Origin of the sequence: Aureispira sp. CCB-E (genome assembly GCF_031326345.1) — a bacterium.
Lineage (GTDB): Bacteria > Bacteroidota > Bacteroidia > Chitinophagales > Saprospiraceae > Aureispira.
The window spans coordinates 6842897-6856390 of sequence record NZ_CP133671.1 but is presented as its reverse complement, the minus strand read 5'-3'; the positions used below and the strand labels follow the sequence as shown (position 1 = coordinate 6856390).

Genomic DNA, 13494 nt, shown 5'->3' with positions numbered 1-13494 from the left:
GTTGCTATACGAGTAAAACTAGCATAGCATCAAAAAATAAATCGACCGAAAAACTTTTTTCGGTCGATTTTTATAGTTAGCAAATATTTTTCATTACTAAACCACTAAAACATTTAATGTTTTAGAAAACAAGCTTGTATGTTTCTATTTGGAAAGGATTATTTTTTCCTTGAGTAATCTTTCTTGACCAGAAAGAACAACAATATAAACTCCATTTTCCAATTCAGAAGCATCTATAGTTTGTTGAATGTGCTTGATAGCAACCGTTTTTCGCAAACGCCCCATTAGATCAAAAACCTGAACAACAGCATCAGAGGATACTTCTTCTAGATGAATAGTAAAGACTCCTTGTGTTGGATTGGGATAAATACCAAAAGTACTTTCAGAAGGAGCAGAAGAAATAGTTTCCATTTTATGTTCTGGAATATTGACAAGTTTATTACTTCTTGCATCATTTCTGTTGGATCTACTAGAACGAGATTTTCCATAGAAACAGCCTGTAATCCCTTCAGGTAAACAAGAACAGGGACCTATATGTGCTAAAAATACTTCGTTGGCAGAAAAACCGGGCTCCAGAGTAACTGCTTTCCCTGCCTTGAATTCTACATTGCTAAAGGTGTTGGTTGAAACATCGGAAGCTACAATATAATTATTAACGGAATTATATTCATTGGTTATGGGAGAAGCACTTGAAAAAGTTAAATCATTGGCACAATTTCTTGCTACTGTAATACACTCTGTTTTTTCTATATTGCAGGATGTTTGAGCAATAGTAATACAAATTTCACCATAAGCAGCAGCATCAGGCGTAAAAGTAAACTGATTGTTAGCATATGTATATGAAAAACAATCGGGATGTTCTACGCTATAAGAAGCAGGACCTGGCTGAGGAGCTATGCTAATCGTAAATGGCGTTACGTCATTACACAACAAATTAATGCTACTAGGTGAGGCAATAATAGGCGTATTAACATTTAAAATATAAATGATTAAAGTTGCTGTTTTGCTCTGAGTTTGTGGATTACCATCGCTGTCATAAGTGGTGCAATCATAGGTTGCTGTTAAGGTTGCTTGATCTGGACCACTTCCTAAGGTAGACCATGTTATGGTCACAGGGTTTGATCCAGCTGTTACTGATGTTGTCGGATAATTTAGATTCCAATTGATATTACTAATACTTGAGCAAGTGTTATCCGTCAATGTATAGGAACCTGTTACCAAATTTATTCCTGGACAAATTTCAGTTGGACCTGAGATAGTTTGAGCAAAAAGATTATTTCCTATAAGCCCCAACAGAAATAACAGCATTTGTTTATATACAATACTTTTCATGGTACTTATTTTATTTTAGTTTTTAACTGTTCTACTTCTGCTTTTAATGCTTCATTTTCTTCTTTTAATTGAATCATATAAAGTGTTAATTCTTCAATTTTTTCTAATAATTTAGCATCCATTTTGGCAACATCAATTCCCTCTTTCTGAACTTCTTCAGCACTAGGTACACCTGGCAAGTGCTTATGTTCCTTCACAAATTTATCCACATCACTTAAAGGCATGAGTTGATAATTGTCAGCAAAAACATAATCAGCCCAATCAGCAGTATTTTTTAGGGCAACTTTTACTTTTTCTGTTAAAATACCCTTGCCTACATAAAGATTGTAATCCCCATTGTAGGTATTGGCTGCGGTAGGATCCAACCCTATACTGACTTTACCATTGTCATTGATAAATAAATAATAGTTTCCATGTCCTGCTGATGCGCCACTAGGCTTCCAAAAATTTAAGCCCCTTGCACCAGGATTGTATTCGATACCCCATTCTCCATAAGGAACGCCTGTTTGTGCGCCTAGCAATAAAGAAGCTTGGGCACCATCAATCAAGGTAAATCCTTCTAGATGAGCATCTATTTTAGTACTATTAAAATTTTTGACATGCAGTGTTGCATCTGGATTATTTAAACCAATGCCTACTTTCCCATCAGGTTTAAGATTCATAATAGTCGTATTGGTACTCAAACTATGAAAAAGCATGGTATTGTGTGTAACAGCAATATCCCAACTAAAATCAGTGTAGTTAGTCCCTAAAGCAGAGTATCTATGTGTAAAACGCATGCCTGTTGTATAGGAATGTAATGGAGCTCCTAGGGCTGGAAGTCCTGAAAATTTTCGATATAATGTCAGACGTCTAGCATTCGTAAAACTTGGATAAGAAGATGTCCCTATTACTAATTTTCCAGTAATTAGACCATTGTCGCTAAGAGTAGAAGGATTGGTTCCTGTGAATTGGGCATAGGTAGCTTGTGTTGATATGTATAAACATACCAATACCATAAAATTACGAATTGTCATAATTGAAGTTTAATTTAAATTAGGTAATAAATTTGAATTTTAGCAATAGCAGAATACTATATAGTACTCCGTTTGTTTGTTTGTTTGTTACGTGTATGATTTTTGGCTTTGTATTAGTAGCGCAAGCCTACTTGGAAAGCTTAGTTTTTTAGTTCTTCTGTGAACCCAAAGACTCACAAATTAAGAACATAAAATATAAAAATATAAAAATATTGTTTATTCTTTGATTGTTGGGCACAAAACAGGTGTTTCATCACCATAAAATAGAGACCGCTAGACAAGTTGCTTAGGTCTATCTGAGTTTGATAACCTGAGTCAAAATCTACTGTCCCTTCAAACCAAATGCGGATTTGAAGATTTTTACAAATCCAGTTGCTGATTCTTCTGTCGGGTTTTTGACAATAGCAAACCATATAAAACTTGCTAATCCTAACATTATTAATCCTTGAATCATTTTTTGTATTATTTTATTTACAGATTCTTAGTACACTGTGGCAAAAGTTTCATTTAACAAGGTCAAAATTATTAGATATCGCACAAAGTTGTCCTAACATATGTTAGCTAATTATATTTGCGTTAAAAATAATGTTTCTGTTGGCTTGGTGAACCTTGTTAAGATGAACGAATTAGTGACGTGCTGTTAATTTTTTTGATAGCTTTACAATTTATTTTTTAGTTAAATTTTTTAATTCATTATTCCTGAATTTTTTAGTCCCAAAAAAGATGCAAACCTACGAATTTATCAACTCAAAGTTTGAATGCGACTTTTCAGCCAATAGCGATTTACCTATTAAAATATATACAAAACATATCCCTGCCAATCAGGTGATTACGAATTTTGGAGTTGTAGAAAAGTATTGTTATTTCTTAGTTGATGGGATTGCTCAAATAGGAACAGAAACGGTTAATTTTGAGTATAGAATTATTGATTTTCTTTTTCCCAATCGTTATTTTAATGCTTATATGTCTTTTGTAACCCAAGAGCCGTCTACTGCCGAGATTAAATCTATTACAGATTGCCAAGTAGAGTATTTCATCTACGATGACTTGCAAGAAGCCTATAAAGATTCGTTTTTGGTGAATAAGATAGGGAGGGTGTTAACAGAAGAGTCCTTTATATTAAAACACCAGAGAGAGCTTGATTTTTTGACAAAATCAGCAAAAGAGCGGTATGTAAGTTTATTAACTCGTTGTCCCAATATCGTTCAACAGGTACCTATAAAAAGCATTGCACTTTATTTAGGAATCCATCCAGAAAGTCTTAGTAGAATTCGAAAAAACATTACAAAATAATAATATTGTCTTTTTATATAGTAGCAGCGAACCGAGCATAGCGAGCTCACGACCGTAGGGAGTAACAAACCCAGCTTGCTGGCTCATAACCGCAGGGAGTAACTAAGTTAACTATTGTTTACAAAAAGTCAACATCAACCGCATAAGGATAAGTAATTAAGACTTGAATAGCTGTATCGATGGGCATTTGTTTGAAGAATACTCGATAAAGCATTTCAACAATAGGTGTTGTAATTTTTAGGTGAGCTCCCAAGGCACGAATGGTTTCTAGAGTTTTTACCCCTTCAATAACATCAACCGATGTTTCCATAATTTCTTCGAGTGTTTCCCCCTTTCCCAAACGATATCCAGCTTGATAATTGCGGCTATTCTCACTAGATGCAGTTGCCACCAAATCACCAATACCAGCTACTCCTAAAAATGGCTTTACATCTGCACCAACAGCTTTTCCTATGTGAATCATTTCAGACAAACCACGAGTCACTAACAAAGCCCAAAGGTTTTTTCCAAGCCCTTTACCACCTAAAATGCCAGCAGCCAAGGCTATAATATTTTTGAGTGCTCCAGCTAGTTCTGCACCAATAATATCGTGATCACCATACACTTGAAAGCGATTACTTTTTAGGACAGCTTGTCCAGCTTTGATAACTTCAGTAAAAGGACTTGCAATAAGTGTAGCAGCAGGCTGTCCTTCCATAATTTCCTTAGATAGATTAGGACCTGATAAACAACCAATGCGACAAACAATGCTTTCTTCTTGGATGACCTGACTCATCGTTTTGATGTGTTGAGGACGTAGTGATTCACCTTCTGCTAAGGTAGCGATGTCAAGCCCCTTCGTACCATGAATAAGGAAGTGTGTAGGAGATAGGTAAGGACTCAGTTTTTGCATCATACTTCTAAATGCTTGTGATGGCACAATTGGAAAAATAAGTTGACAGCTATTGGCAACCAATTTTAGATCCGATACAGCCTGTATACGAGGAGATAGAACACTATATCGTCCTTCTCGTTTCTCTATAGCTTGACGTACTTCTTCTCGTCGAGCATACAACAAAACATCTACATTTTCTGATAATAAATTGGCAATAGCCATTCCGAAACTTCCGGAACCAATAACTCCGACGGGTGCTTTCTGTTCTGATTCTTCCATAGTCTGCAAATTCAATCCTAGATTTACTTATTTTGAACGAAGTTAGCGATTTAATTAGGAATTATGAAATGTAATAGATGGAGGAATAGTAAAGCATTGTAGATTCACTTTTGTAGTAAGGAAAGACATTGGGGGATCTACTGTTAAATTCTTTGTTTGAGGAGCCCAGAAAAAACTGCAAAATGCTGCATTGTTGTTAAGAAAATATTAAAACGTAAGAAAAAAGATTTTAAGCACGCCAAAAATGCATTAAGACACATCTATCTAGTCATAACACCAACAAATTGAATACATTGCCTATTAGTGTATGCTGTTTTATAGAGCTATTACTTTTACAAAGAATGTACTAAATGTTTCCCAAAACAATTTTTAACCAAAACAAAACGACACGCCATGTTTAAATTAATTTCAATCCTAAGTTTATGTATGTCAACCATCTGCTTGTTGGCAACAGATTTGAACCAATCTCCTAAGGAACTAGACCCCAACCGCACTGCAAAAATACAAGTTGCTTTACTTTTAGATACTAGTGGTAGTATGGATGGCTTGATTGAACAAGCTAAATCTCAATTATGGAAGATGGTCAATGAATTGGCAACTTCTAAGAAAAATGGAAAAGCCCCTGCCATTGAACTGGCTCTATATGAATATGGAAAAAGTTCTTTGCCACAAGAAAAGGGATATTTGCAGCAGTTAGTACCCTTGACCAATGATCTTGACTTGGTTTCAGAAAAACTATTTAGCTTGACAACTAATGGAGGAGATGAGTATTGTGGTTGGGTGATTCAGGATGCAACAGAAAACTTGGAATGGAGTGAAAGTAATGAAGATTTAAAAATTATCATTATTGCAGGCAACGAAGAGTTTACACAAGGTAACATTGATTATAAAAAGTCTTGCAAAGGGGCGATCACGAATGGCATAGTTGTCAATACGATTTACTGTGGAGATTGCGAAGAAGGAATTCGTTATTTGTGGAAAGATGGAGCCGATCGTGCAGATGGAAAGTATATGTGTATTAATCAAAATGATCAAGTAGCACATATCGAAACGCCTTATGATAGCGAAATTGGGCAGTTAAATGATGAGTTGAATAAAACTTATGTCGCTTTTGGAACAAAAGGGAAGGAAAAACAAGCGCGCCAATTAAGTCAAGATATGAATGCAAAATCTTATGGTGCCTCTAACAATGCAGAACGTGCGATTTCTAAATCCAAGAAATCAACATACAATAATGCAACGTGGGATGCAGTAGATGCCATGGCTGAAAATGACGATTTTATAGAGGAAGTAGAGGAAGAGGAATTACCAGATGAAATGAAAGGAATGGATATGGAAGAGCGCAAGGAGTATATTGAAAAAAAGGCAACAGAACGTGCAGCCATCCAAGCCAAAATTCAAGAAGCGGCTAAAAAACGCTCGGCATTTATTGCTGAAAAACGCAAAGAAGCAGCTGGCGAAGAAAAAAATACTTTGGACGCTGTGATGTTAAAAACTGTTCGTGATCAAGCTAAAAAGCAAAACTTTCAGTTTGAGAAAAGTAAATAATTTTGATGAAACTTTAAAATGAGTGCTTAGTTGGGCAGTTTTAAACTGCGGGTTTTTATTGATAAAATAATAGTAGGTTAATAGTTTTATTATCAAGAGTTTATTAAGACTAAGTCTATACTAAATAGAGAAATGGTATTCCTAAAACCAAGGGATACCATTTTGTGTTTTAATTGTTGCAGCATTAAATGTTTTGTATGCTATTTGTTTGAGAATAGAATAAATAGTGTACTTAGAATGAATACTTAGCAGGACAGCTAACTATTGAGAATAAAAAATAGACTTTAAATAAAAAAACAAGAACAATGGAAAAGCCAACAATTGCAGGAAAATCACCGATGCCCGTAGAACTAGAAGCAGGAAAAACATATGCTTGGTGTTCGTGTGGACAATCATCCAATCAACCTTGGTGCGATGGGACACATCAGCCTACTAATTTTACTCCTGTTGTTTTTAAAGCAGAAGAAACAAAAACAGCTTATATGTGCAATTGCAAACATAGTGGAACACCACAATTCTGTGATGGAACACACACTAAATTATAAGAGACAAACGACAACGTTATAGATGTACAATGAGTTGTTAGACAAGACTAACGACTCATTTTTTTATGATAAAAAACGATTGCGAATTTCAGGTGTTGGCATCATACAATGTTCTTGTTTACCAAACCATTTATAACGATTTTTACTAATCCATTTGTAAATAGGATTTCTAATAAAAGTAGGTACCAAAATAAAAATATAGAAGATAGGCCAAGGTAAACGCAATTTCCTAACAATTCGAAGAGGAGCCGTAGAATAAGTATAAGCTTTGCCCTGCTCAATTAATACAATCGTATCCAGTACATCAGGAGATAGGTTGTATTGATGCAAAAGTGCTTGACCACTCTCAGACTGTAGGGCACCAAACTTAAAATAACCTTTTGGATCTCTTTTGATAATAAATTGGACAGACTGATTGCAGAAATTACAAACACCGTCGAAAAGTACAATGGCAGAATCTGTTGTCATAACCGAATTATTCTGTTTCTTCAAATTTTTCTGGTAACTGCTTCGTAGTTTTTGCCCCTAATTCTTTTAATTTGATTGCTCGACCAACCAAATTACCTTTGCCAAATTGAAGCTTTTTCATCGCCTCATTGTAACTGTGCTCTACTTGCTGTATTTTATGCCCAACCTGTTCTAAATCATGAATGAAATTGACAAATTTATCATACATCCGTCCAGCTTGTTGAGCGATCTCTTGCGCATGGCGACTCTGATTTTCTTGCTGCCAAACGTTAGAAATAGTTCGAGCTGTTGCCAATAGTGTCATAGGACTCACAATGATAACATTTTGCTCAAATGCTTGATAATACAAGTTGTGGTCGTGTTGCATGGCTAAAGCAAAGGCTGCTTCAAGGGGTATAAACATTAAAACAAAATCCAACGTATTCAGTTCGTTAATTTGTTGATATTTCTTGACACTCAGTTCTTTGACATGTTTTTTGACAGAAATAAGATGTTCTTTGATCGCTTGTTCCGCAGCAGCAGTACTCTTGGCAGAACTAAATCGTTCATAAGCTGTCAAACTCATCTTCGAGTCAATAATTAAGTGTTTTTTGTTGGGGAGGTTTAGGATTAAATCAGGAAATTGACGTTTCCCATCTTCACTGACAAAGTAACTTTGAGTAAAGTATTCTGAATCCTTGCGTAAGCCTGATTTTTCTAAGATGCGTTCCAAAATCAATTCTCCCCAATTTCCTTGTGTTTTCGCCTCGCCTTTCAGTGCATTGGTCAAGTTGCGAGTTTCCTCATTCATTTGTTGATTGAGCTGTGTTAACTGCCTAATTTGCTCTTTTAAAGTAGCTCTTTCTTTGTTTTCATCATTATAATAAAGTTCTACTTTCTGCTCAAAAAGCTGCAATTTTTCTTGTAGTGGTTTGAGGATATGATCTAAGTTTTCTTGATTTTGAGAAGTGAATTTTTGACTTTTCTCCTCTAGCAAGCTATTGGCTGTATGTGCAAATTCTAACCGCAATTGTTCTTGAACTTGAAGCAAATTTTTGCTTTGTTCTTCTAATTTATCTTTTTGATTGGTAATAATTTGCTCTTGACTAGCGAGAACTTTATTTAAATCAATACATTCAATTTCTTTGTCTTCTAAGGTATTTTCTAGTTTTTCAATTCTAGACAAAGCGGTTTGATGTACTTCTTGTAAGATGAATTTTCGATCATCGGGAGTATGATTACTCTTCCCTTTTAAAATGCCCATTAAATAACCTAGTACCCATCCTATTACAATACCAATTCCTAAATAAATTAAATCCATAAATAAAGCTTAAAACGAACTATATACTACTGTGTTTTGAAAATGTATCTAGTACCTAGGTCGTTAGTTAGTTGGCTATACTTGTGAGTAGGCAAACTTCATACATTATCCGTTGAAAATCACCTTAATGTTTTTGTTAGATTGATTGTTTTGATTTATCGTTTGTAGTTGATAATCAATCATAAAAACTTCACAGAGTGCCCTGAAAGAGCAGCAAAGCTAATTAAAAAATGAAATAATAATGCATCGTAATTGGAAAAGTAAGTGTGTGTGTTGTTGATATAAAGTACGTAAGATTTTAAGAATAGTTATAGAAATAAGCCGTTATTTTTACTAGATTTTTTAAAATTGGGAATAAGGAAACAAGGACGTAGAAATAGGGGCAAAACTAAATAGTTGTTTAATCAAGAAAAATAGGTTAATTTCACAGCTTACTAAGGCACGAAAACAACAGATTACGAGATGTTTAAAGAAAATTTAAGACTATGGAAGGTGCTTGTGTGTAGCACTGTTATGTTATTAATGTACAGTACTTCCAGCGAATTGTTAGCTCAAGCTTCTAGACCGATTAAGACAGCAGATGTTCTTTTTGGTAAAGGAGAGTTCTTGTCTGCGGCTAAGGCTTATGAAAAATTAGCCAACGTTTCGGGACCTAAAAAGGAGCTTTATGTGCAAGCTTTGGCAGCGGCAGCTTTGTCTAAAATCAATTTAGGGCAACAAGCCAAGGTTTTTGAATTGCTAAAAAATGCAGAACTAGCTGCCTTTGATCTAAAGAAAGTATCAACAGAAACTCAAGCTCGCTTAAATATAGCTTTGGGAAAGTACCACTTGGTATACCGAGAGCACGACTTGGCTATTCCATTACTACAAGATAGTCACAAGAAAAGTGAACAATTAGGAACAAAGTTATCGGCTCCTATGCACATCGAACTGAATAAATCTTTGGCAGATTTATATTATGAACGGAGCGACTATAACAAAGCATTGGAGTATTATAACCAAGCAATAGCCGCAGCAGATGCACAGCCCCACGAAGAAAAAAACTACAAACAACTGGCGGATATAAAAATTTTGGCTGGAGAAGTTTATGATAAAGTACTAGAACCCGAAGAAGCGATTGATCGATACGAACGAGTATTGAGTCAAAAAGATACATTGCTTAAAGATGAACCAGAGCGAGCGGGAGAGTTGTATTATAGATTGGGAGGTGTTTATTTTAAACGAAAAGATTATGATGCAGCAGAAGTCTATTTAAATCAAGCACTGAAATATGAACTGAAAGAAGGAGCCATTTCTGATGCTAAGTTTATGTTGTCTACGATTTATTATGATCGAGAAAAATATGATTTAGCCTTGATTTTGAATGGAAGTGCTTTGAATAGCTGGAGCCCTCAAAAAAGTAAACTGCCCGCAGAAAATTTTAAGGCTTTTTTGCAATTCGGCAAATTGAGTGGCAAACAAACGAATTCTGTGCAAGCCAAGACATCTTATAAAAAAATGACTCAAAAAGGAGAAAAATGGTCGATCGAAGCAGAGCTGGCAAAGATTAAAGAAGAGAAAATAATATATGCTCCTGATCCTAAGTTGTCAGATAATTATAATATTTCTTTGTTGAGTTATCACGAGTCTAGTTTGACAATTCCCAAATTGGCAGTGAACAAGCAAACCATTGCTGAGATAGATGTTCAAATGGCAAAAGGCGCTTTGTTTTTTCAAACCAAAAATTACAATAGAGCAAAGGGGCATTTCGAACGAGCATTGGATTTAATGAAAGAAATTTACCCAGAAAAACATCCTATGGTCGTAGAAGCGTCTCGTTCGTTGAGTGAGGTTTATTTGGAAGAACAAATCTATGGTCAGGCAATGAGTTTTATTGACAAAGCTTTGGCGGCATCTATGAATGAAGGAGATACTTATAACAAAAACGATGTACCTGCTATTGATCAAGCCAAATTCCCTTTAGAACTATTGTATGCTATTGGAACAAAAGGGAAAGTCTTGAAAGGAGTCTACAGCGAAAATAAGGATACAAAGACCTTGGTTCAAGCATTGGCTATGTTTGATGCGACCATCAAATTGTTGAACAAGTTGCGCCGAACGTATCGGAAAGAAGGTTCTAAATATCAATTGGCGGCATTGGCACAAGAATTTAGCCAGCAAGCATCGTTGGTATGTTATCAATTGTACGAGGTCACTCAAAAAGAAAACTATCTACATCGAGCATTTGATTATACAGAGATAGCAAAAGGATCTTTGTTGTTGGAAGCCGTTCGCGATTTGAAAGCTCGTAAAGTGGCTAATATTCCCGATTCATTGATTCAAAAAGAGAATGAGCAAAAAATAGAAATTGCCTACTTAAAAGGAGAGATATACTATGAGGTGCGTCAAGGGAAGTTTAAAGATTTAGAACGACTCATTATGCTAGAAAAAGAATTGAGTGATAAAACAAAAGTCCACGAACAGTTGGTGCTAACTTTGGAGCAAAAATATCCCAAGTATTTTGCCTTAAAATATGATTATTCTACGGTGAGTATTGACTCCGTACAAGCTGCCTTAAAAGAAAATGAATTGCTCTTGGATTACCTAATGTTGGATTCTTTTGTAATGATTTTTACGATAGAGAAAGAGGCGATGACTTGCCAATTGGTACCTCATCAATTGAAAAAAACCAATCGGACGATTGTTAAATTTTTGAGCTCTATCCGAAAAAATGAAATTCAAGACATTCAATTTGAAGGGACTTATTTGTATCGGTTATTGATTCAGCCGCTAAAAGATCTGCTAGGCAATAAAGATATTATTGTTATTCCAGATGGTTTTCTAAATAATATACCTTTTGAAGTGTTGCCTATTTCTGAAAATGGTGAAATTCGATATTTAAATGAACAACACGCTTTTTGTTACAATTACTCTGCAACACTTTATTTGACAAGCAAAGAGGCATTTCAAAATACGAATGCGCCTAAAAAAATAATTGGTTTTGCGCCTGATTTTGCGGTATTGGATTCTATTTTAAACCAAGGAGATAGCTTATCAAATGTAGTAGTAGAACTAGATTTGGAACCTCTAGTTTACGCCCGTCAAGAAGTAAAGGTACTTCAAAATTTATTTGGAGCAAACAGTCGGGGAATTATAGGAGCTGCATCTACAGAAACAGCCTTTAAGAAGGTAGCTGGAGACTATGGAGTACTGCATTTTGCAACACATGGTATTGTCAATCACAGCGACCCTATGTTTTCAAGCCTGGCTTTTTTGACGGATGATATGAACGACGGTTTACTGCATACACATGAGTTGTTTAGTCTAGAATTAAATGCAGAGTTAGTCACGTTGAGTGCCTGTAATTCGGGGGTAGGCAAACTCTATGCAGGGGAAGGGGTCATGAGTATTGCAAAAGGTTTTGCTTATAGTGGAGCACCGAATATGATTATGACACTATGGCCAGTATCCGATCAAGCAACAGAGGCTATTATGCATTTGTTTTATCAGTATCTAAAGGAAGGAATCCCCAAACACAAAGCTTTGCAAGAAGCTAAATTGGAATTTATCAAAGAATATAATATTGGGCGCAGCCATCCGCAATTGTGGGCAGGATTGATTGTAATTGGAAACACAGAACCTGTCAGCAGTTTGACGGAAATTAGGAATACTATTCCTTGGATATGGATAGTATTAGGAACTTTATTAGTTTTAATAATATTGTTTTTTCTGATAAAAAAAAGAATCAATGCAACAAGGACTACATAATCACTACAAGTACTTTTGGATTTTCGTTATAGTTTGTTTTGCCCCCTTGGTTGTTCAAGCTCAATTTACTATCCCAACAGCATTGGAGGTAGAGAATACGTATAATTTGAAACCTGTTATTGGTGCTCAAGTTGCTGTTCAACAAAAGGAGTCAGATGGCAAATATTATACGTTTGGAACATACTATACTGATAGTTTGGGAATAACAAACTTATCCCTAAATAAAGGAAAAACGTATACCATTATTACTAAAAAGGAAAATTATTATACCCAAATAACAGTACTATCTACAGAAGAATTGAGTCGGATTGGAAAGAATAAATTTGGATTGTCCATGCGCCCCAAAGATTGTTATCGTTTGAGGGGAAAGGTAGAGAAATCAGAGGTGCTAGCAGGAGAAAATTATCTTGTTTTGAAGAACTTGAAAACCAACGTATCGGAGACGGTAGCTATTAATCAAGAAGGCTATTATTTTGCTTGTGGTACCTGTGGTCAGAGTTATTTGGTGATTCCTTATCTTGATGGCAAGCAACAGAAAATGGACACGATTGAGTTGCACGAGGAAACTTGCCAAGGCAAACGAAATCCATTGTTGGAATTAAATATTACTCCTCAAGAGGCAAGAATAGATTCTATAGAAAATACTCCTCCTCAAGGAAAATATGCCAAAGGGGATTCTTTAATTCTTAAAGATTTGGTTTTTGAGGGCAAAACGAAACAACTCAATGATGTAGGAGGAGCTGCACTTGATTTGCTGTACCAAAATTTAGTCGAAAACCCCAAATTAATTGTAGAACTAAGAGTTCATACAGATGCTAGAAAAAGTGAACGTTACAATTGGTTGCTTGCCAAAAAAAGAGGGGCATTTATTGAACAATACTTATCAGAAAAAGGCGTAACTGCTGACCGATTTACTATTGTGGCAGTAGGAGAATCCGAAATAATGAACCACTGTACCAATGGGAAATCTTGCTCTAAGCAAGAGCATGCTGCTAACAATAGAGTTGAAATGCGTGTGCTTCAGGGAGATAAAGATTTTTTAGATTAATGCTTGGTGAACGCTCATTTCTTTGGCAAGAATAGAATATTCTT

The 13494-nt window shown here is 35.5% G+C and carries 11 protein-coding genes; 5 read left to right on the top strand and 6 right to left on the bottom strand.

From position 1 onward, the window contains the following. Nucleotides 1-144: 144 nt before the first annotated feature. From QP953_RS26475 to QP953_RS26465, 3 genes are all read right to left on the bottom strand, one after another. On the bottom strand, nucleotides 145-1332 hold the full coding sequence (locus QP953_RS26475; protein WP_309553425.1) for a T9SS type A sorting domain-containing protein: 1188 nt from the start codon (nucleotides 1330-1332) through the stop codon (nucleotides 145-147). 5 nt (nucleotides 1333-1337) lie between these two features. Beyond that, entirely contained in the window at nucleotides 1338-2348 is a 1011-nt protein-coding gene (locus tag QP953_RS26470; protein ID WP_052599216.1) for a hypothetical protein, read from the bottom strand. A gap of 322 nt (nucleotides 2349-2670) precedes the next feature. Then, a complete protein-coding gene (locus QP953_RS26465) occupies nucleotides 2671-2802 on the bottom strand; it encodes a hypothetical protein (RefSeq protein WP_255351970.1) in 132 nt (43 codons plus the stop codon). A gap of 269 nt (nucleotides 2803-3071) precedes the next feature. Here QP953_RS26465 and QP953_RS26460 point away from each other — a divergent pair, with 269 nt between their 5' ends. Then, nucleotides 3072-3641, top strand: coding sequence for a Crp/Fnr family transcriptional regulator (locus QP953_RS26460; RefSeq protein WP_052599217.1), 570 nt, complete (start codon nucleotides 3072-3074; stop codon nucleotides 3639-3641). Between the two features lie 118 nt (nucleotides 3642-3759). Here QP953_RS26460 and QP953_RS26455 read toward each other — a convergent pair whose 3' ends face one another. Next, nucleotides 3760-4794: an NAD(P)H-dependent glycerol-3-phosphate dehydrogenase gene (locus QP953_RS26455; RefSeq protein WP_052599218.1), complete on the bottom strand. Its 1035-nt coding sequence runs from the start codon at nucleotides 4792-4794 to the stop codon at nucleotides 3760-3762. A gap of 393 nt (nucleotides 4795-5187) precedes the next feature. Between QP953_RS26455 and QP953_RS26450 the strand changes: the two genes are divergently transcribed. Both QP953_RS26450 and QP953_RS26445 read left to right on the top strand, forming a co-directional pair. Next, nucleotides 5188-6342 carry a VWA domain-containing protein gene (locus QP953_RS26450; RefSeq protein ID WP_309553424.1) on the top strand — a complete coding sequence of 385 codons (1155 nt, stop codon included), beginning with the start codon at nucleotides 5188-5190 and terminating at the stop codon, nucleotides 6340-6342. Nucleotides 6343-6647: 305 nt separating this feature from the next. Next, on the top strand, nucleotides 6648-6887 hold the full coding sequence (locus QP953_RS26445) for a CDGSH iron-sulfur domain-containing protein (protein WP_309553423.1): 240 nt from the start codon (nucleotides 6648-6650) through the stop codon (nucleotides 6885-6887). A 63-nt stretch (nucleotides 6888-6950) separates the two neighbouring features. Here QP953_RS26445 and QP953_RS26440 read toward each other — a convergent pair whose 3' ends face one another. Beyond that, on the bottom strand, nucleotides 6951-7355 hold the full coding sequence (locus QP953_RS26440; protein WP_052599221.1) for a thiol-disulfide oxidoreductase DCC family protein: 405 nt from the start codon (nucleotides 7353-7355) through the stop codon (nucleotides 6951-6953). A 7-nt stretch (nucleotides 7356-7362) separates the two neighbouring features. Then, on the bottom strand, nucleotides 7363-8655 hold the full coding sequence (rmuC, locus tag QP953_RS26435; RefSeq protein WP_052599222.1) for a DNA recombination protein RmuC: 1293 nt from the start codon (nucleotides 8653-8655) through the stop codon (nucleotides 7363-7365). Between the two features lie 462 nt (nucleotides 8656-9117). On the opposite strand from rmuC, the gene QP953_RS26430 reads away from it, so the two are divergent. Beyond that, nucleotides 9118-12402 (top strand): CHAT domain-containing protein, encoded by a 3285-nt coding sequence (locus QP953_RS26430; RefSeq protein WP_309553422.1) that lies wholly within the window; start codon nucleotides 9118-9120, stop codon nucleotides 12400-12402. Further along, nucleotides 12383-13450: an OmpA family protein gene (locus QP953_RS26425; RefSeq protein WP_052599224.1), complete on the top strand. Its 1068-nt coding sequence runs from the start codon at nucleotides 12383-12385 to the stop codon at nucleotides 13448-13450. The genes QP953_RS26430 and QP953_RS26425 overlap by 20 nt, the downstream gene beginning before the upstream one ends. Nucleotides 13451-13494 lie beyond the last annotated feature (44 nt).

Bases quoted from the DNA above. Each gene is read 5' to 3' on its own strand.
- QP953_RS26475 (WP_309553425.1), bottom strand. From the start codon at position 1,332: ATGAAAAGTATTGTATATAAACAAATGCTGTTATTTCTGTTGGGGCTT.
- QP953_RS26470 (WP_052599216.1), bottom strand. From the start codon at position 2,348: ATGACAATTCGTAATTTTATGGTATTGGTATGTTTATACATATCAACA.
- QP953_RS26465 (WP_255351970.1), bottom strand. From the start codon at position 2,802: ATGATTCAAGGATTAATAATGTTAGGATTAGCAAGTTTTATATGGTTT.
- QP953_RS26460 (WP_052599217.1), top strand. From the start codon at position 3,072: ATGCAAACCTACGAATTTATCAACTCAAAGTTTGAATGCGACTTTTCA.
- QP953_RS26455 (WP_052599218.1), bottom strand. From the start codon at position 4,794: ATGGAAGAATCAGAACAGAAAGCACCCGTCGGAGTTATTGGTTCCGGA.
- QP953_RS26450 (WP_309553424.1), top strand. From the start codon at position 5,188: ATGTTTAAATTAATTTCAATCCTAAGTTTATGTATGTCAACCATCTGC.
- QP953_RS26445 (WP_309553423.1), top strand. From the start codon at position 6,648: ATGGAAAAGCCAACAATTGCAGGAAAATCACCGATGCCCGTAGAACTA.
- QP953_RS26440 (WP_052599221.1), bottom strand. From the start codon at position 7,355: ATGACAACAGATTCTGCCATTGTACTTTTCGACGGTGTTTGTAATTTC.
- rmuC (WP_052599222.1), bottom strand. From the start codon at position 8,655: ATGGATTTAATTTATTTAGGAATTGGTATTGTAATAGGATGGGTACTA.
- QP953_RS26430 (WP_309553422.1), top strand. From the start codon at position 9,118: ATGTTTAAAGAAAATTTAAGACTATGGAAGGTGCTTGTGTGTAGCACT.
- QP953_RS26425 (WP_052599224.1), top strand. From the start codon at position 12,383: ATGCAACAAGGACTACATAATCACTACAAGTACTTTTGGATTTTCGTT.